The following is a 17167-nucleotide window of genomic DNA, read 5'->3' as shown; positions in this document are numbered from 1 at the left end:
ATGAAACCGAAAAAATGAGTCTAACATCATTGTTGATGTGTAGATCGAATATTACTTAGTGGTGGCCGAAATTGTCCGACATTGCAACAATTTGGGAAGATGATCTCTTTGATCGTGAGCAAGACGCATACGACTTGATAGAGTATGTCAGAAGTAGAAAGTCTTCTGGCAGTCTTTCGGACCAAGAGAATTCGCAAGTGATTGCGGTAGATGCCGAGTATGGCATTGGTAAAACCTTCTTTTTGACGCGTCTGGCAAGGCAATTGTCCGCTGAGCATGCGGTTGCATATGTTGATGCTTGGTCAGATGACTTTGTTGGTCAGCCGCTAATCTCCATTGCCACAACTTTGAAGCGTGCAGTTGAGAATTCTTTTGGTGAGGAAAAAGTCGCGACCAACTGGAAAAAGGTTGCGTCAAAGGCTGGGCAAGTCGCGCTCATTGCTGCCAAAGGAGTCGGTGTTCAAGCGGCTAAAGTTGCTCTTTCTGGCGGTGCGGTCTCAGCAATTGAAGGAGTGATCGGCGAGGACATACTCGATGAGAATGATGTTGAGGACGCCATAAAGGATGGACTTTCGGAGGATGATTTCGCGTCTGCGATGGAACGCGAAAGTGAGCATAGAGCTTATCTTGAAAAGCAAATATTGGAGCATGAGGCGGCAAAATCCGCCGTGAACCAACTCAGAAAGGCGCTAGCGGAGTTGTCCGCAGCTACCATTGAGGCTGGTCGTCCAGGACCGATCTATGTCATTATCGACGAATTGGATCGATGTCGTCCTGACTATGCGTTGAAAATGTTGGAGCAGATCAAGCACCTCTTCAATGTCCCCGGTGTTTGTTTTCTGCTCGGAATGAACTCCGATCAGCTAGCAAACTCTATCTCTCACGAATACGGATCGAAGTTCAACGGTAATGCATATCTCGACCGGTTTATCGACCGTAAACTCACCCTACCGTTTCCTGATCTTTCATCGTTGTGTCGATCCTTGCTCGATAGGGTCACAAAAGGCGATAACCGGGAGATTTGGTACGCGAATTCGGCATTGGTCGAGAACGACCGGATTTCTGTACGAGAATCAGATTGGATTGCGTTGTTGCTGAAGCACTATGCAATTTCTCCACGTGGCGTATTCAAGTTTTTTGATCGCCTCCAAACCTCGTTGGCCCTTATTGGACCTGGCCCAGTATTCATGACTTACCTTTGCGAATTGATAGCGATCGACCTGGGGAGCGGTCAGGAAGAAACTGGCCGGCCTTGGAGTTTTCGAATTGGAGGAGGAATGCGCGAGGCACCTACCGATCATCATGGAGCCGCATTCTTCAACAAGGCGAAAGGCGCGTTTGAAGGTGGAACTGTTTCTAGAAGGAAGACAATGAACAGCGATGCCACCCTTGATAGAGTTTTTTGCGACTTCTTCGGAGTTAACGGGCAGCCAGGGGCGGAATCGTATCACCTAGTCATCCAAAGACTGTCGAGATTCACTGACCCCGAGATTGAGGGTGCCGAAGACTCTCTTCCGGCTTGACCCCTCCGTGGTTTCCCCCTAAGTGCCGCGCCATTCGAGGGTAGGGTTCGCGTCCAGCGTGCTGCTCCCTCAGACAATAGAGCTGAACATTGCCGGTCCTGTCCCGCAGGTCTTGCTCACATGAGTAAGGCCTTTTCTATTGGGGCGATCCTTCTCACGAAGGTTCGCTTAGCGAGGCATCCGTCAAAGTAACCCGGTGGCCGAAGGGCCGATTTGGGTGGAGTGTTTCAGGCTCGCTTGCTTGGTGAGCTCCTGTGAAAACAGGAGCCCAGAATGCCTTAGTCCTCCGGGACTGGACTCCTGCTTTCGCAGGAGATCACGTTGGCGAAGCGGCGAACCCCTCACTCCTCACAAAACGGTCTGGGTTCCACCTTCACGTCGATCCCTTCAGGGAAAGTGGGAACCGGTTTCCCGCCCGGAAGGGTCGATAATAACGGTGAAGAGAAAGACTCATATGCCGACGATTAACCAGCTGGTCCGCAAGGGCCGCGTTCCGCAGAAGGCCAAGTCAAAGGTCCCTGCGATGGAGCAGAACCCGCAGAAGCGCGGCGTTTGCACCCGCGTCTATACCACGACGCCAAAGAAGCCGAACTCCGCTCTGCGTAAGGTCGCCAAGGTGCGCCTGACGAACCAGCGCGAAGTCATCTCCTACATTCCGGGCGAGGGCCACAACCTGCAGGAGCACTCCGTTGTGCTGATCCGCGGCGGCCGTGTTCGCGACCTTCCCGGCGTTCGCTACCACGTCCTGCGCGGCGTGCTCGATACGCAAGGGGTCAAGGACCGCAAGCAATCGCGTTCGAAGTACGGCGCTAAGCGGCCTAAATGATGGGTGCGTGCCACTGGCGCTAAGCTGGCGGCACGGTTTTAGTTTTTGTTTGGTGCGGGTCGGACATCCGTCCGACCCTTGCGGCACCAGCCCACTCCCCCACCCGACCACCCAAACAGGGTAAAGTCATTGGGTGGTCGGGTGGGGGAGTGGGCCGGCACCGAAGCACTCCGAAGGAGTAGAAGAATGTCACGTCGTCGTCAGCCGCCTAAGCGGGAAATCCTGCCTGATCCCAAGTTCGGTGATCAGGTGCTGTCGAAATTCATGAACAACCTGATGCTGGACGGTAAGAAGGCCGTTGCAGAAGGTATCGTGTACAGTGCCCTCGATACGGTCGAGACCAAGGCCAAGACCGATCCGGTGCAGCTGTTCCACGAAGCGCTCAACAATGTGAAGCCGCAGGTCGAAGTGCGTAGCCGCCGTGTCGGTGGTGCAACGTACCAGGTGCCGGTCGAAGTGCGCCCCGAGCGTGCTCAGGCACTTGCGATCCGCTGGATGATCGGCGCGGCGCGCGGCCGTCCGGAAACCACCATGTCGGCACGCCTCTCGGGTGAGCTCATGGATGCGGCCAACAATCGCGGCAACGCGGTGAAGAAGCGCGAAGATACGCACCGCATGGCGGATGCGAACCGCGCGTTCTCGCACTACCGCTGGTAACAGCGGGGCGATATGAAACGCCGCTGGTAACTTGTTGATTGTGGACAGGCGCGGGCGTCCGTCTTTCGCCTGTCACAATCGTAACTATATGGGAGCGCAGCCGCGAACGGCGGCTCCCACTACACGTTAAGGAATTTGCATATGGCCCGCGAGTATCCGCTGGAGCGCTATCGCAATATCGGCATCATGGCTCACATCGATGCCGGCAAGACTACGACGACCGAGCGTATTCTGTACTACACCGGAAAGTCCTACAAGATTGGTGAGGTGCACGATGGTGCGGCCACCATGGACTGGATGGAGCAGGAGCAGGAGCGCGGGATCACGATCACGTCTGCTGCGACGACGACTTTCTGGACCGCCGAAGATCCGACGATGGACCCGATGTCCTCGCCCGACGATCTGCGCGCGAACTCGGAAAAGCACCGCATCAACATCATCGACACGCCGGGCCACGTTGACTTCACCATTGAAGTCGAACGTTCGCTGCGCGTGCTCGACGGCGCGGTTGCCGTGTTCGACGGCGTGGCCGGAGTTGAGCCGCAATCCGAAACCGTATGGCGCCAGGCCGACAAGTACGGCGTTCCCCGCATGTGCTTCATCAACAAGCTCGACCGTACTGGTGCTGACTTCTATTACTGCGTTCAGTCGATCGTTGACCGCCTCGGCGCGACGCCGCTGGTGCTGTACATTCCGATCGGTGCCGAGAGTGATCTTCAGGGCGTTGTCGACCTCGTAGGCAACCGGGCAATCGTCTGGGAATCGGAAGGCCTCGGCGCTTCGTACAAGCATGTCGAAATTCCGGCTGACCTTGCCGACAAGGCAGCGGAATATCGCGAACAACTGATCGAGACCGTTGTCGAGCAAGACGATGACGTGATGGAACAGTATCTCGAAGGTGAAGTTCCTGACGTCGCAACGCTCAAGCGTTTGATCCGCAAGGGCACCATGGCGCGCGATTTTGTGCCTGTGCTGTGTGGCTCGGCGTTCAAGAACAAGGGCGTTCAGCCGCTGCTCGACGCAGTGGTCGACTACATGCCGTCGCCGCTCGATGTTCCTGCGATTAAGGGCGTCAAGCCTGACAGCGACGAGGAAGACGAGCGTCCATCAAGCGACGATGCACCGTTCAGCGCGCTCGCGTTCAAGATCATGAACGATCCGTTCGTCGGCTCGCTCACCTTCACCCGCATTTATTCGGGTCAATTGGCCAAGGGCGGAGTTCTGAACTCGGTCAAGGACAAGAAGGAAAAGATCGGCCGCATGTTGCTGATGCACTCCAACAACCGCGAAGATATCGATGAGGCATTTGCTGGCGATATCGTCGCGATTGCGGGTCTGAAGGAAACGACGACCGGTGACACGCTGTGCGATCCGGCGCATCCGATCGTGCTTGAGCGGATGGAATTCCCCGATCCGGTTATCGAGCTTTCGGTGGAACCAAAGACCAAGGCCGACCAGGAAAAGATGGGCGTTGCGCTCAATCGTCTGGCTGCCGAGGATCCAAGCTTCCGCGTTACGACCGACCACGAAAGCGGCCAGACGATCATCAAGGGCATGGGTGAACTTCACCTCGACATCCTCGTTGATCGCATGAAGCGCGAGTTCAAGGTCGAAGCGAATGTCGGTGCGCCGCAGGTGGCATATCGTGAATCGCTCGGCCGCGAAGTCGAAGTGACCTACACCCACAAGAAGCAGTCGGGTGGTTCGGGTCAGTTCGGTGAAGCCAAGGTCGTCGTTTCGCCTGGCGAGCGCGGTCAAGGCGTCGTGTTCGAAGATGAGATCAAGGGCGGTAACATTCCGCGTGAATACATCCCGTCGGTTGAAAAAGGCATGCGCGAGCAGGCTGAAAGCGGGTACCTTGTCGGCTTCCCGATCATCGACTTCACCATCCGTCTGATCGACGGCAAGTACCACGACGTTGACTCGAGCACTGTTGCGTTCGAGATCACAGGTCGCGGTGCGATGCGTGAAGCGGCTGAGAAGGCCGGCATCAAGCTGCTCGAGCCAGTGATGAAGGTTGAAGTCGTTACTCCTGAGGATTACCTCGGCGACGTTATTGGCGATCTCAACAAGCGTCGTGGTCAGGTCCAGGGTCAAGATTCGCGTGGCAATGCCATGGCAGTCGAAGCGATGGTTCCGCTGGCGAATATGTTCGGTTACGTGAATGAACTGCGCTCCTTCTCGCAAGGCCGTGCGCAATACACGATGCAGTTCAGCCACTACGACGAAGTGCCTTCGACAGTGGCGCAAGAGGTTAAGGAGAAGCTTGCTTAACTAGGCAAGCAAGGCTAGGGGCGGCGCCTGATTCAGCGGGGCCGCCTTTTCTCCCGCAATACGATCATCTCAGACAGAAGGTATATTAGAGAAATGGCGAAGGAAAAATTTGAGCGGAACAAGCCGCACGTAAACGTCGGCACCATCGGTCACGTTGACCACGGCAAGACCACGCTGACCGCAGCGATCACCAAGGTGATGGCTGAGGCATCGGGCGGCGAAGCTGTTGACTTTGCGAACATCGACAAGGCTCCTGAAGAGCGTGAGCGCGGGATCACCATCTCGACCGCACACGTTGAGTATGAAACTGCTGCGCGCCACTACGCGCACGTCGATTGCCCAGGTCACGCTGACTACGTGAAGAACATGATCACCGGTGCTGCCCAGATGGACGGCGCGATCCTGGTTGTGAACGCTGCTGACGGCCCTATGCCTCAGACTCGTGAGCACATCCTGCTCGCACGTCAGGTCGGTGTTCCGGCTCTGGTGGTGTACATGAACAAGGTTGATCAGGTCGACGATGAGGAAATCCTCGAGCTCGTCGAACTGGAAGTTCGTGAACTGCTGACCGAATACGGTTTTGACGGCGACGATATTCCAATCGTCAAGGGTTCGGCTCTGGCCGCACTCGAAGGTCGCGACGAAGAAATCGGCGCGAACTCGATCAAGGCTCTGATGGATGCTGTCGATGAGCACATCCCGCAGCCGGATCGTCCGGTCGACAAGGACTTCCTGATGCCGATCGAAGACGTGTTCTCGATCTCGGGTCGCGGTACGGTTGTTACCGGCCGTGTTGAAACCGGCGTTGTTAACGTTGGCGACGAAGTTGAAATCGTCGGCATCAAGGACACTGCGAAGACAACTGTGACCGGCGTTGAAATGTTCCGCAAGCTGCTCGACTCGGGCGAAGCTGGCGACAACATCGGCGCACTGATCCGCGGCGTTGGCCGTGAAGATGTTGAGCGTGGTCAGGTGCTGTGCAAGCCAGGTTCGGTTAGCCCGCACACGGAATTCAGCGCAGAGGTCTACGTCCTGTCGAAGGACGAAGGCGGCCGTCACACGCCATTCTTCGCGAACTACCGTCCGCAGTTCTACTTCCGCACCACAGACGTCACCGGCGAAGTGATCCTTCCCGAAGGCACCGAAATGGTGATGCCTGGCGACAACGTGACGATCAACGTCAAGCTGATCGCTCCGATCGCTATGGACGAAGGTCTGCGCTTTGCGATCCGCGAAGGCGGCCGCACCGTCGGCTCGGGCGTGGTTTCGAAGATCACTGTCTAAGCGGTTTTCATCCTTCGGGATGAAACGAAATTCGGGGCCCGGTTCTCACATGAGAGCCGGGCCCCAATTTATGTAAGGCGTGATTTTGTTCGGTGCGGCTTGAATATCCATTCAAGCCTCGCTGCCTTGCCACCCTCTCCTCCGCCCTTCGCACCCCTGAGGATGTACCATGGGGGTGCGAAGGGCGGGGGAGAGGGTGGTCAAGCCGGCTCCAGACAAAACGCGTAATTTCGTGAGTGTATGGGGTTGCCAGAATCCCAAGTCGAACGTATACGCGCGCCATCGCTTCGGAGATTCGTCTCAGTTGCAACGAAATTCATGGGGCCTCCCGTCCGGGAAACCGGGGAAACAGGGTGGGCCTTTTATTTTTGGGAGCGGTAAAACGTTCCTTGGCTCTTTCGCATCGGTGTAGGTAATGGAAGCACAGAATATCCGTATTCGCCTTAAGGCGTTCGACCATCGCGTTCTTGATCAGGCAACTGGTGAGATTGCAGACACCGCGCGTCGTACGGGTGCTCTTATTCGTGGCCCCATTCCCATGCCGACGCGTATTGAGAAGTTCACCGTGAACCGCGGCCCGCACATCGACAAGAAGTCGCGAGAGCAGTTCGAGGTGCGCACTTACAAGCGATTGCTGGACATTGTTCAGCCAAACGCCCAGACGGTCGACGCGCTGATGAAGCTCGATCTGGCTGCTGGCGTAAATGTTGAGATCAAACTGGCCTAAGCCATTTGATCCGGTCCTTCGGCTAGGACCTTAAGCGAGCCGAGAATTTCGGGGTTCTTTATGACCCCGCTGATCCAAGCGGATCGGCAAGACATAGGGATACCGCCGGGCGTTTCTTCGGAAACATCTAGCCCCGGGCTGCGTCCCCCGTCTAGCTCAAGTGGCCATGTGGCTGCACGAGCAGTCAGCCCGGACGGGGCGATGCATGAAATTTGGGTTGAATGGGTCCATCCCTCGAAAGGTGGGTCCGCAAGCACCTCGGATGGGCCGGGGTGCCTCTGTTAGGAGTTATGACGATGCGCACTGGCGTGATCGCAAAGAAGGTTGGGATGACCCGCCTCTTCCATGAGGACGGACGGCACGTGCCGGTTACCGTTCTCGCATTGGAAGACTGTCAGGTTGTCTCCCACCGCACCGCAGAGCGTGACGGCTATTTCGCCGTTCAGCTTGGCGCGGGCGAAGCGAAACAGAAAAACGTGGCAAAGCCGCAACGCGAGCATTTTGCCAAAGCCGAGGTCGCGCTGAAGAAGCGCGTCGCGGAATTCCGGGTCGAAAGCGAAGAGGGTCTCCCCCCTGTCGGAGCGCAAATCAGCGCCGATCACTTCGTCGCCGGTCAAAAGGTCGACATCACCGGTCACACCCAGGGTAAAGGCTTTGCCGGCGCTATGAAGCGTTGGGGCTTCGGCGGTTTGCGCGCCACCCACGGTGTTTCGATCTCACACCGTTCGCACGGTTCGACGGGTAACCGTCAGGATCCGGGGCGTGTGTTCAAGGGCAAGAAGATGGCTGGTCACATGGGTGATCGCCAGCGTACGCAGCAGAACCTCGAAGTTGTCCGTACGGACGCGACACGCGGTTTGCTCTTCATCAAGGGATCGGTCCCCGGTTCGAAGAATGGCTGGTTGCTGGTTCGCGATGCTGTGAAGCTCGCCGCTGCCGACGATCTTCCATTCCCCGCCGCGATCCTCGAAACCGCCGCCCCGCAAGCTGAAGAAGCTGCGCCGGTTGAGACTCCGGTCGAAGAAACCGCAGTGGAAGCAGCAGCTGAAACGCCTGCAGCAGACACTCCTGCGCCAGAGGCAGAGGCTCCCGCAGCTGACGCTCCGGCCAGCGACGAAAACAAGGAGGGCTGATCCATGAAGGTGAAGGTCCAGAAAATCGACGGGAAAGCATCCGGCGACATCGAACTGAACGATGCTGTCTTTGGTGTGACCCCGCGTGCCGACATCCTGCACCGGGTTGTGACCTGGCAGCTGGAAAATCGCCGTGCCACCGCACGTCCAACGCGTGAGCGTTCGGATGTGGCTCGCACCGGTAAGAAGTTTGGCGCTCAGAAGGGTTCGGGCGGCGCACGTCACGGTGCTCGTTCTGCTCCGATCTTTATCGGTGGCGGTAAGGCACACGGCGCGCGCAAGCGTGACTTCAACCAGTCTCTCAACAAGAAAGTTCGTGCACTCGGCCTGAAGATGGCGCTTTCGAGCAAGGCCGCTGAAGGTCTGGTTGTTGTCGACAGTCTTGACGTGAAAGACGCGAAGACGAAGGCTCTTAAGGGTCAGTTCGACAAGGCTGGCTACAACGGCAAGGTGCTCTTCATTGACGGCGAAAGCGTGAACGACAGCTTCAAGAAAGCTGCCGGAAACCTCGTCGGCGTGAACGTGCTCCCGGCTGCCGGCGCCAACGTTTACGACATTCTCAACCACGACACGCTGGTCCTGACCAAGGATGCGGTCGAGAAACTGGAGGCGCGCTTCAATGGCTAAAAAGCAAGAAGTAGACGCGCGTCACTATGACGTGATTTTGGCTCCGCACATCACCGAGAAGTCGACGCTGGCTTCCGAGCACAATGCGGTGGTCTTCAAGGTGTCCAACGACGCGACCAAGCCGCAGATCAAGGAAGCCGTTGAGGCGATCTACGACAAGAAAGTCGCATCGGTGAACACCATCGTCACCAAAGGCAAGACGAAGCGCTGGCGAGGCAAGCCCTACAAGCGCTCCGACTTCAAGAAAGCTGTCGTAACCCTCGCTGATGGCGAGATGATCGACATCACAAGCGGTATCTGAGGCGGATCATGGCACTCAAGAACTACAAACCGACGAGCCCCGCGCGCCGCGGCCTCATCCTCGTCGACAAATCGGGCCTGCATAAAGGCGGTCCGGTGAAGTCGTTGACGGAAGGCAAGCGCAAGACGGGCGGCCGCAACAACAAGGGCCACGTGACATCGCGCGGCATTGCTGGCGGTCACAAGCAAAAGTATCGCTACATCGACTTCAAGCGTCGCAAGTGGGATGTTCCCGCGACGGTTGAGCGGATCGAATACGATCCGAACCGCACCGCCTTCATTGCGCTGCTGAAGTACGAAGATGGCGAGCTTGCTTACATCATCTGCCCGCAGCGTCTCGCTGTTGGTGACACGGTGCTGGCGGCTGAAAAGACCGATACCAAGCCTGGCAATGCCATGCTGATGGGTCAGATGCCGGTTGGTACAATCTGTCACAATGTCGAGATGAAGCCGGGCAAGGGCGGGCAGATCGCTCGTTCGGCAGGCACTTACGTCCAGATCGTCGGTCGTGACCGCGGTATGGTCATTGTGCGTCTCAACTCGGGCGAGCAGCGTTACCTGCGCTCCGATTGCATGGGTACGGTTGGCGCGGTTTCGAACCCTGACAACCAGAACCAGAATTTCGGCAAGGCCGGTCGCACCCGCTGGAAGGGCCGCCGCCCACTGACGCGTGGTGTCGCCAAGAACCCTGTCGATCACCCGCACGGTGGTGGTGAAGGCCGCACCAGCGGTGGTCGTCATCCGGTTACTCCATGGGGCAAGCCGACCAAGGGCGCCCGTACCCGCAAGAACAAGCAGACGGACAAAATGATCATCCGTTCGCGTCACGCGAAGAAGAAGAGGTAAGACACGATGGCACGTTCCGTCTGGAAAGGTCCGTTTGTCGAGCTCAGCCTGCTCAAGAAGGCAGAGGACGCACAGGAATCGGGTGGCAATAAGCCGATCAAGACCTGGTCGCGTCGCTCTACTATTCTGCCGCAGTTCGTTGGGCTGACCTTCAACGTTTATAACGGACAGAAATTCATTCCCGTCTCGGTTTCGGAAGAAATGGTCGGTCACAAGCTCGGTGAATTTGCGCCTACACGCAGCTTCCCCGGTCACGCTGCCGACAAGAAGGGTAAGCGCTAATGGGTAAGGCAAAGTCCCCCCGCCGCGTAGCGGATAACGAGGCTCTGGCAGTCGGCACGCAGATTCGCGGCTCGGCTCAGAAACTGAACCTCGTGGCTCAGCTGATCCGCGGCAAGAAGGCCGAAGAGGCTTTGAACATCCTCTCCTTCTCCAAGAAGGCGATGGCGAAAGACGCCAGCAAGGTGCTCGCATCTGCGATCGCCAACGCGGAAAACAACCATGATCTCGACGTCGACGCGCTTGTCGTTGCCGAGGCTTCGGTCGGTAAGTCGATCACCATGAAGCGGTTCCACACACGTGGCCGTGGTAAGTCGACCCGCATCCTGAAGCCGTTCAGCAAGCTGCGCATCGTGGTTCGCGAACACGACGAGGAAGAGGCGTAAGATGGGCCAGAAGAGCAATCCGATCGGTCTGCGCCTGCAGATCAACCGCACCTGGGACAGCCGGTGGTACGCCGAAGGGCGTGATTATGCTGCGCTGCTCAAGGAAGACATCGAGATCCGCAAATACATCGTCAAGAACCTGCCGCAGGCAGCGATCTCGAAGGTGGTGATTGAGCGTCCAGCCAAGCTGTGCCGTATCTCGATCTACGCGGCTCGCCCCGGCGTGATCATCGGCAAGAAGGGTGCAGACATTGAAAAGCTGCGCACCAAGCTGTCGACCATGACCGAAAGCGAAGTGAAGCTGAACATCGTTGAAATCCGCAAGCCGGAAATCGACGCGAAGCTCGTCGCTCAGGGTATCGCCGATCAGCTGGTTCGCCGTGTGGCTTTCCGCCGTGCGATGAAGCGCGCCATGCAGTCCGCCATGCGTCTTGGTGCTGAAGGCATCAAGATCGTTTGCGGCGGCCGTCTTGGCGGCGCTGAAATCGCCCGTGTCGAGCAGTACCGCGAAGGCCGTGTGCCGCTGCACACGCTGCGTGCCAACATCGACTACGCTGAAACCGAAGCGCTGACCGCTTACGGCATCATCGGCATCAAGGTGTGGGTCTTCAAAGGCGAAATCCTGGGTCACGATCCGACCGCACAGGACCGCCTGATGATGGAATCGCAAACTTCGGGAGTGCGTCCCGCCCGCTGAGGCAGGACCGCTGAGATAGGTTAGAGACAATGCTACAACCGAAGAAAACCAAATATCGCAAGGCCTTCAAGGGCAAGATCAAAGGCGATGCAAAGGGCGGCACCACGCTGAACTTTGGCTCTTATGGTCTCAAGGCTCTTGAACCCGAGCGCCTGACTGCGCGCCAGATCGAAGCGGCTCGCCGTGCGATCACTCGTGCAATGAAGCGTCAGGGTCGTCTGTGGATCCGCGTCTTCCCCGACGTGCCTGTGTCTAAGAAGCCTGCCGAAGTTCGTCAGGGTAAGGGCAAGGGCTCGGTCGAATACTGGGCAGCTCGCGTAAAGCCGGGCCGCATCCTGTTCGAACTCGACGGTGTTCCCGGCCCCATCGCCGCGATGGCTTTCGAGCGCGCTGCGATGAAGCTTCCAATCAAGACCAAGGTTGTTGCTCGTCTGGGCGACACCAGCCACCTGGGAGGCAACTGATGGCCGATATCGAAGATCTTCGTACGAAGACCGATGACCAGCTGTCCGCTGAGCTAACCGAGCTCAAGCGTGAGCAGTACAACCTGCGCTTTCAGGCTGCGACCAACCAGCTCGAAAAGCCCGCGGAAATCCGCCGCGTGCGTCGCACCATTGCGCAGATCAAAACGCTGCAGAACGAGCGTGCCGCCAAGTCGGCCGCTGAAGCTAAGGCGTAAGGAGTAGACAATGCCGAAACGTATCCTGATCGGGACTGTCACCTCCGACAAGACCGACAAGACCGTGACCGTGAAGGTCGAACGCAAGGTGAAGCACCCGCTCTACGGGAAGATCATCCGCCGTTCGAAGAAATATCACGCGCACGATGAGAAGAACGAATATTCCGTAGGCGATATCGTCCGGATCGAGGAGACCAAACCGATCTCCAAGACCAAGACCTGGGCCGTGAAGGACCAGGTTGTATCCGGTGGTACGCAGGCGATCGAAGCCGATCTCGATGTCGAGGCGGCAGGTCAGTAATTGACGTAGGAACTGCCGGGCCCCGGTCAAATTCGGGTGTCTCGGCAAGCCAAGAGAAGGAACCGGATCAATGATCCAGATGCAGTCCAATCTCGACGTCGCGGACAATAGCGGCGCAAAGCGCGTCCAGTGCATTAAAGTGCTGGGCGGCTCGAAGCGCCGGTTTGCCTCCGTTGGCGACGTGATCGTGGTTTCCGTAAAGGAAGCGCAGCCACGCGCGAAGGTCAAAAAAGGCGACGTACACCGCGCCGTGATCGTTCGCACCAAGAAGGACGTCCGTCGTCCCGATGGCAGCGTGATCCGTTTTGACAGCAACGCTGCTGTTCTCGTGAACAAGAGCGAAGAGCCGATCGGCACTCGTATCTTTGGCCCAGTGGTTCGTGAACTTCGCGGCCGTGGCTTCATGAAGATCATCAGCCTCGCGCCGGAGGTGCTTTGAAATGGCATCCGCTAAGATCAAGAAGGGCGACAGCGTCGTCGTGCTTTCGGGCAAGGACAAGGGCCGCACCGGCACTGTCCAGCAGGTCATGCCAAAAGATGGCAAGGTCGTTGTCGAAGGCATCAACGTGATCGCCCGTCACCGCAAGCCGAGCCAGCAGAACCCGCAAGGCGGCATCGACCGGTATCCGGCTCCGATGCACATTGCGAAAGTTGCGCTGGCCGATCCCAAGGATGGCAAGCCCACCCGCGTCCGTTTCGAAGAAAAGGACGGTAAAAAGGTGCGTGTTGCCGTGAAGAGTGGGGAGACCATCGATGGCTGATTACACTCCACGCCTGAAGACGAAGTTCGAAGACGAAATCGTCAAGGCGATGACCGAAAAGTTCGGCTACAAGAACCGTCTTGAAGTGCCGAAGCTCGCGAAAGTCACGCTCAACATGGGTGTTGGCGAAGCCAGTCAGGACAAGAAGAAGGTCCAGACTGCTGCTGAGGAAATGGCTCTGATCGCTGGTCAGAAGCCGGTCATCACCAAGGCCAAGAAGTCGATCGCTCAGTTCAAGCTGCGCGAAGGCATGCCGATCGGTTGCAAGGTCACCTTGCGCCGTGAACGCATGTACGAATTTGTTGATCGTCTGGTGACGATCGCGATGCCGCGTATTCGCGACTTTCGCGGCCTGAATGCCAAGTCGTTCGATGGTCGCGGTAACTACGCGATGGGGCTCAAGGAGCAGATCGTGTTCCCGGAGATCAGCTACGACAAGATCGATAAGGTGCGGGGCATGGACATCATCGTGACCACCACCGCGAAAACCGATGAAGAAGCGCGCGAATTGCTGCGTCTCTTCGGCTTCCCATTCCAGGGCGAAGCTAACGAAGAACAGAAAGAGGCGGCGTAAGCCGTCCTCTTAAGAGAAACAGAAAGCAAGAGAGCTTAAGTCCATGGCGAAACTGAGTTCCATCAATAAGAACGAAAAGCGCAAGAAGCTCGTCAAGCAGTATGCTGCGAAGTACGAGAAGCTGAAGGCGATCGCGAATGACAAGTCGCTTGACGAAACCGAGCGCCTCGTCGCTCGTCTCAAGATGGCTGAACTTCCGCGTAATGCGAACCCGACCCGGGTGCGTAACCGCTGCGCAACCACCGGCCGCCCACGCGGCTATTACCGCAAGTTCGGCATCAACCGTATCGAACTGCGTCAACTCGGCAACCGGGGCATGATCCCTGGTCTGACGAAGTCGAGCTGGTGAGGATCTGACGAATGGCTATGACCGATCCACTGGGTGATATGCTCACCCGTATCCGCAACGGCCAGCAGGCGAAGAAGGACTCCGTCCTTTCGCCGGCTTCCAAGCTGCGTGCGAACGTTCTCGAAGTGCTTCAGCGTGAAGGCTACATCCGTGGTTACAGCGAAGACGAGAGCGGCAAGCACAAAGCGTTGCGTATCGAACTGAAGTATTTCGAAGGCGAGCCTGCGATCAAGCATGTTGCTCGTGTCTCCAAGCCGGGCCGCCGCGTTTATTCGGGTTCGAAAGAACTTCCGACTGTGCGCAATGGCCTTGGCATCACCATCGTCTCGACCCCGCGCGGCGTGCTTTCGGACAACGAAGCGCGCGAGAACAAGGTCGGCGGCGAAGTGCTGGCGGAGGTATTCTAATGAGCCGTATTGGTAAGAAAGCCGTGGCGATCCCTGCGGGCGTCACTGCCAATATCGAAAATGGCACGCTGAGCGTGAAAGGGCCGAAAGGCACTCTCACTCTGGGTCTCTCCGATCTCATTTCCTACAAGGTTGAGGGCGACGAGATTCAGGTCAACCCGGCCAACGACAGCAAGCAGGCGCGTTCCTATTGGGGTATGCAGCGCACGCTGGTGTCGAACCTGGTTGAAGGTGTGACAGAGGGTTTTTCGAAGACCCTTGAGATTTCAGGCGTTGGTTACCGTGCAAAGGCACAGGGCAAGACCCTGAAGCTTGAGCTTGGTTTCAGCCACGATGTCGATCTCCAGGTGCCAGAAGGCCTTGAAGTGAAAACGCCCGATCAAACCACGGTCGAGATTTCCGGCATCGACAAGCAGGCCGTTGGCCAGTTTGCCGCCGAGATCCGCGAATTCCGTAAGCCTGAGCCGTATAAGGGCAAGGGTATCAAGTATCGCGGCGAGTATGTCTTCCGCAAGGAAGGGAAGAAGAAGTAAGATGGCTAAGCTTTCCCTGTTTGAACGCCGCCGCCGCCGCGTCCGTACTGCGCTTCGCGCACGCTCGGGCGATAAGCCGCGTCTGTCGGTGCACCGCACCGGCCGCCACATCTATGCGCAGATCATTGACGACGCGCAGGGCCGCACTGTGGCCGCTGCTTCGACGCTTGGTGCGAAGGCCAGTGGTGCCAATGTCGATGCTGCCCAGCAGGTCGGCAAGGACATTGCCGCTGCTGCCAAGAAGGCTGGCGTCACCACTGTCGTGTTCGATCGCGGCGGGTTCCTGTTTCATGGCCGCGTCAAGGCGCTGGCCGATGCCGCTCGCGAAGGCGGGCTGGAGTTCTGATGATGGCTGACGAAAAGAAACCAGAAGAAACCGCAGCACCGGAAGCGACTCCGGAAACCGCAGCGCCTGAAGCAGCACCTGCTGCCGAAGCAGCGGCTCCCGAAGCCGCTCCAGCTGAAGAAGCTCCAGCGGAAGCCCCTCCGGCTACCGAAGCTGCACCAGCTGAGGCTGCACCTGCTGCTCCGGCTGAACAGCCGAAGCAAGGCCGCGGCGGTCGTGGCCGTGGTGGCGACAATCGCGGCGGTGGCCGTGGTCGTGGTGGCCGAGACGGTGGTCGCGGTCGCGGACGCCGTGAAGAAGAAGATGACGGCATCATCGAAAAGCTGGTGCACATCAACCGCGTCTCCAAGACGGTGAAGGGTGGTAAGCGTTTTGGCTTTGCTGCGCTCGTCGTTGTCGGTGACGGTCAGGGCCGCGTCGGCTTTGGTCACGGCAAGGCACGCGAAGTGCCGGAAGCTATTACCAAGGCAACCGCTGCTGCACGCAAGAAGATGATCCGCGTCGCGCTGAAGGAAGGCCGCACGCTGCACCATGATGGCAATGGCCGTTTCGGTGCCGGCAAGGTGACCATCCGCACGGCGCCTCCGGGTACCGGCATCATCGCCGGTGGTCCAATGCGTGCCGTCTTCGAAAGCCTCGGCGTTGCCGACGTTGTGACCAAGTCGGTCGGCACGTCCAACCCGTACAACATGATCCGCGCCACTTTCGAGGCGCTGCAGGACCAGACTTCGCCGAAGTCGGTTGCTCAGCGTCGCGGCAAGAAAGTCGCCGACCTGCTGGGTCGCGGCGGTGCGAGCGAAGCCGAAGCAGCGGCTGATGCTGCTGCGGTTGTGGAGTAAGCACAATGGCTACCATCAAGATCAAGCAGATTGGTTCGCCGATCCGTCGTCCCGAAAGCCAGTGCAAGATCCTGATCGGTCTTGGGCTCAACAAGATGCACAAGGTCGTCGAGCGGCAGGATACTCCTGAAGTTCGCGGCGCGGTCGCCAAGATCCCGCATCTGGTTCAAGTGGTCGACTAAACCAATTCAGGTGACCCCGCGAAATGCGGGGTTTCCTTTTCTAAAGCGCGAAGAAAAGCGAAAGCGAGTGCACAACTATGAAACTCAATGACATCCGTGACAATGCAGGTGCCCGCAAGGGGCGCATGCGCGTCGGCCGTGGTATCGGTTCGGGCAAGGGCAAGACCGCTGCACGCGGTCAGAAGGGCCAGAAGAGCCGTTCGGGCGTTGCCATCAATGGCTTCGCCGGTGGTCAGATGCCACTTCACATGCGTCTGCCAAAGCGCGGCTTCAACAACCCGTTTGGCAAGGACTTCGCCGAAGTGAACATTGGCATGGTCCAAAAATGGATCGACGCCAAGAAGCTCGACGGCAAGAAGGACATCACCGAAGAAGCCTTGCGCGAATGCGGCCTGGTCCGCGGCGGCAAGGACGGTGTCCGTCTGCTCGGTAAGGGTGAGATCAAGGCCAAGGCCAAGTTCGTCGTTGCCGGTGCCACCATGGGCGCGATTGCAGCGGTTGAAAAAGCCGGCGGCAGTGTCGAAGTGACCGCGCCGATCAACGCCGAGGTCAAGGCAGCCAAGGCGGCCAAAGCCAAATAATGCGACAAAATGGGATGCGGGGGGTTCGACAACGGGCCGTCCGCTCCCTACTTATC

26 protein-coding genes are annotated in these 17167 nt (G+C 58.0%); all 26 read left to right on the top strand.

Features of this window, described 5'->3' with window-relative positions:
• Positions 1 to 71: 71 nt before the first annotated feature.
• The 26 genes from Q0837_RS08215 to rplO all read left to right on the top strand — a co-directional run bounded on the left by Q0837_RS08215 (position 72) and on the right by rplO (position 17111).
• Entirely contained in the window at positions 72 to 1523 is a 1452-nt protein-coding gene (locus tag Q0837_RS08215) for a P-loop NTPase fold protein (protein WP_298467448.1), read from the top strand.
• Positions 1524 to 1977: 454 nt separating this feature from the next.
• On the top strand, positions 1978 to 2349 hold the full coding sequence (gene rpsL, locus Q0837_RS08210) for a 30S ribosomal protein S12 (RefSeq protein ID WP_006831873.1): 372 nt from the start codon (positions 1978 to 1980) through the stop codon (positions 2347 to 2349).
• A 186-nt stretch (positions 2350 to 2535) separates the two neighbouring features.
• A complete protein-coding gene (gene rpsG, locus Q0837_RS08205) occupies positions 2536 to 3006 on the top strand; it encodes a 30S ribosomal protein S7 (protein WP_298467446.1) in 471 nt (156 codons plus the stop codon).
• A gap of 141 nt (positions 3007 to 3147) precedes the next feature.
• A complete protein-coding gene (gene fusA / locus Q0837_RS08200; protein WP_298467443.1) occupies positions 3148 to 5280 on the top strand; it encodes an elongation factor G in 2133 nt (710 codons plus the stop codon).
• A 93-nt stretch (positions 5281 to 5373) separates the two neighbouring features.
• Positions 5374 to 6564: an elongation factor Tu gene (gene tuf, locus Q0837_RS08195; RefSeq protein WP_298467441.1), complete on the top strand. Its 1191-nt coding sequence runs from the start codon at positions 5374 to 5376 to the stop codon at positions 6562 to 6564.
• Between the two features lie 415 nt (positions 6565 to 6979).
• Positions 6980 to 7291, top strand: a complete 312-nt coding sequence (gene rpsJ, locus Q0837_RS08190; RefSeq protein WP_006831877.1) for a 30S ribosomal protein S10 — start codon at positions 6980 to 6982, stop codon at positions 7289 to 7291.
• A 296-nt stretch (positions 7292 to 7587) separates the two neighbouring features.
• On the top strand, positions 7588 to 8424 hold the full coding sequence (gene rplC, locus Q0837_RS08185; protein WP_298469845.1) for a 50S ribosomal protein L3: 837 nt from the start codon (positions 7588 to 7590) through the stop codon (positions 8422 to 8424).
• A 3-nt stretch (positions 8425 to 8427) separates the two neighbouring features.
• Positions 8428 to 9051, top strand: coding sequence for a 50S ribosomal protein L4 (rplD, locus tag Q0837_RS08180; RefSeq protein ID WP_298467440.1), 624 nt, complete (start codon positions 8428 to 8430; stop codon positions 9049 to 9051).
• The gene (locus Q0837_RS08175) at positions 9044 to 9352 is read left to right on the top strand and encodes a 50S ribosomal protein L23 (protein ID WP_298467437.1); all 309 of its coding nucleotides are present in this window, start codon (positions 9044 to 9046) and stop codon (positions 9350 to 9352) included. The genes rplD and Q0837_RS08175 overlap by 8 nt, the downstream gene beginning before the upstream one ends.
• A gap of 8 nt (positions 9353 to 9360) precedes the next feature.
• A complete protein-coding gene (gene rplB / locus Q0837_RS08170; protein WP_298467434.1) occupies positions 9361 to 10197 on the top strand; it encodes a 50S ribosomal protein L2 in 837 nt (278 codons plus the stop codon).
• Between the two features lie 6 nt (positions 10198 to 10203).
• The gene (gene rpsS, locus Q0837_RS08165) at positions 10204 to 10479 is read left to right on the top strand and encodes a 30S ribosomal protein S19 (protein ID WP_298467431.1); all 276 of its coding nucleotides are present in this window, start codon (positions 10204 to 10206) and stop codon (positions 10477 to 10479) included.
• Entirely contained in the window at positions 10479 to 10862 is a 384-nt protein-coding gene (gene rplV / locus Q0837_RS08160) for a 50S ribosomal protein L22 (RefSeq protein WP_298467427.1), read from the top strand. The genes rpsS and rplV overlap by 1 nt, the downstream gene beginning before the upstream one ends.
• A 1-nt stretch (position 10863) precedes the next feature.
• On the top strand, positions 10864 to 11559 hold the full coding sequence (gene rpsC, locus Q0837_RS08155; protein ID WP_298467423.1) for a 30S ribosomal protein S3: 696 nt from the start codon (positions 10864 to 10866) through the stop codon (positions 11557 to 11559).
• Positions 11560 to 11588: 29 nt separating this feature from the next.
• Positions 11589 to 12023 (top strand): 50S ribosomal protein L16, encoded by a 435-nt coding sequence (gene rplP / locus Q0837_RS08150; protein ID WP_298467421.1) that lies wholly within the window; start codon positions 11589 to 11591, stop codon positions 12021 to 12023.
• Positions 12023 to 12238 (top strand): 50S ribosomal protein L29, encoded by a 216-nt coding sequence (gene rpmC / locus Q0837_RS08145; protein ID WP_298467419.1) that lies wholly within the window; start codon positions 12023 to 12025, stop codon positions 12236 to 12238. Before rplP ends, rpmC begins: the two co-directional genes overlap by 1 nt.
• Before the next feature lie 10 nt (positions 12239 to 12248).
• Positions 12249 to 12539: a 30S ribosomal protein S17 gene (gene rpsQ, locus Q0837_RS08140; RefSeq protein WP_298467418.1), complete on the top strand. Its 291-nt coding sequence runs from the start codon at positions 12249 to 12251 to the stop codon at positions 12537 to 12539.
• Between the two features lie 70 nt (positions 12540 to 12609).
• The gene (gene rplN, locus Q0837_RS08135) at positions 12610 to 12978 is read left to right on the top strand and encodes a 50S ribosomal protein L14 (protein WP_010411138.1); all 369 of its coding nucleotides are present in this window, start codon (positions 12610 to 12612) and stop codon (positions 12976 to 12978) included.
• A 1-nt stretch (position 12979) separates the two neighbouring features.
• Complete coding sequence (rplX, locus tag Q0837_RS08130) at positions 12980 to 13300, top strand: 50S ribosomal protein L24 (RefSeq protein WP_298467409.1); 321 nt, start codon at positions 12980 to 12982, stop codon at positions 13298 to 13300.
• Positions 13293 to 13874 (top strand): 50S ribosomal protein L5, encoded by a 582-nt coding sequence (rplE, locus tag Q0837_RS08125; protein ID WP_298467406.1) that lies wholly within the window; start codon positions 13293 to 13295, stop codon positions 13872 to 13874. Before rplX ends, rplE begins: the two co-directional genes overlap by 8 nt.
• Before the next feature lie 43 nt (positions 13875 to 13917).
• Positions 13918 to 14223 carry a 30S ribosomal protein S14 gene (gene rpsN / locus Q0837_RS08120; RefSeq protein ID WP_298467403.1) on the top strand — a complete coding sequence of 102 codons (306 nt, stop codon included), beginning with the start codon at positions 13918 to 13920 and terminating at the stop codon, positions 14221 to 14223.
• Between the two features lie 11 nt (positions 14224 to 14234).
• On the top strand, positions 14235 to 14630 hold the full coding sequence (gene rpsH / locus Q0837_RS08115; RefSeq protein WP_298467400.1) for a 30S ribosomal protein S8: 396 nt from the start codon (positions 14235 to 14237) through the stop codon (positions 14628 to 14630).
• Positions 14630 to 15163 carry a 50S ribosomal protein L6 gene (gene rplF, locus Q0837_RS08110; protein WP_298467396.1) on the top strand — a complete coding sequence of 178 codons (534 nt, stop codon included), beginning with the start codon at positions 14630 to 14632 and terminating at the stop codon, positions 15161 to 15163. The genes rpsH and rplF overlap by 1 nt, the downstream gene beginning before the upstream one ends.
• A gap of 1 nt (position 15164) precedes the next feature.
• Complete coding sequence (gene rplR / locus Q0837_RS08105; protein WP_298467394.1) at positions 15165 to 15509, top strand: 50S ribosomal protein L18; 345 nt, start codon at positions 15165 to 15167, stop codon at positions 15507 to 15509.
• Positions 15509 to 16348, top strand: coding sequence for a 30S ribosomal protein S5 (gene rpsE / locus Q0837_RS08100; protein ID WP_298467392.1), 840 nt, complete (start codon positions 15509 to 15511; stop codon positions 16346 to 16348). The genes rplR and rpsE overlap by 1 nt, the downstream gene beginning before the upstream one ends.
• 5 nt (positions 16349 to 16353) lie before the next feature.
• Positions 16354 to 16530 carry a 50S ribosomal protein L30 gene (gene rpmD / locus Q0837_RS08095; protein WP_298467389.1) on the top strand — a complete coding sequence of 59 codons (177 nt, stop codon included), beginning with the start codon at positions 16354 to 16356 and terminating at the stop codon, positions 16528 to 16530.
• Between the two features lie 77 nt (positions 16531 to 16607).
• Positions 16608 to 17111, top strand: coding sequence for a 50S ribosomal protein L15 (rplO, locus tag Q0837_RS08090; RefSeq protein ID WP_298467386.1), 504 nt, complete (start codon positions 16608 to 16610; stop codon positions 17109 to 17111).
• The last annotated feature ends 56 nt before the right edge of the window (positions 17112 to 17167 follow it).

Origin of the sequence: uncultured Erythrobacter sp. (assembly GCF_947499705.1) — a bacterium.
Classification (GTDB): Bacteria; Pseudomonadota; Alphaproteobacteria; order Sphingomonadales; family Sphingomonadaceae; genus Erythrobacter.
The sequence above is the reverse complement of the archived record's forward strand: the minus strand, read 5'-3'. Positions and strand labels throughout refer to the sequence as shown.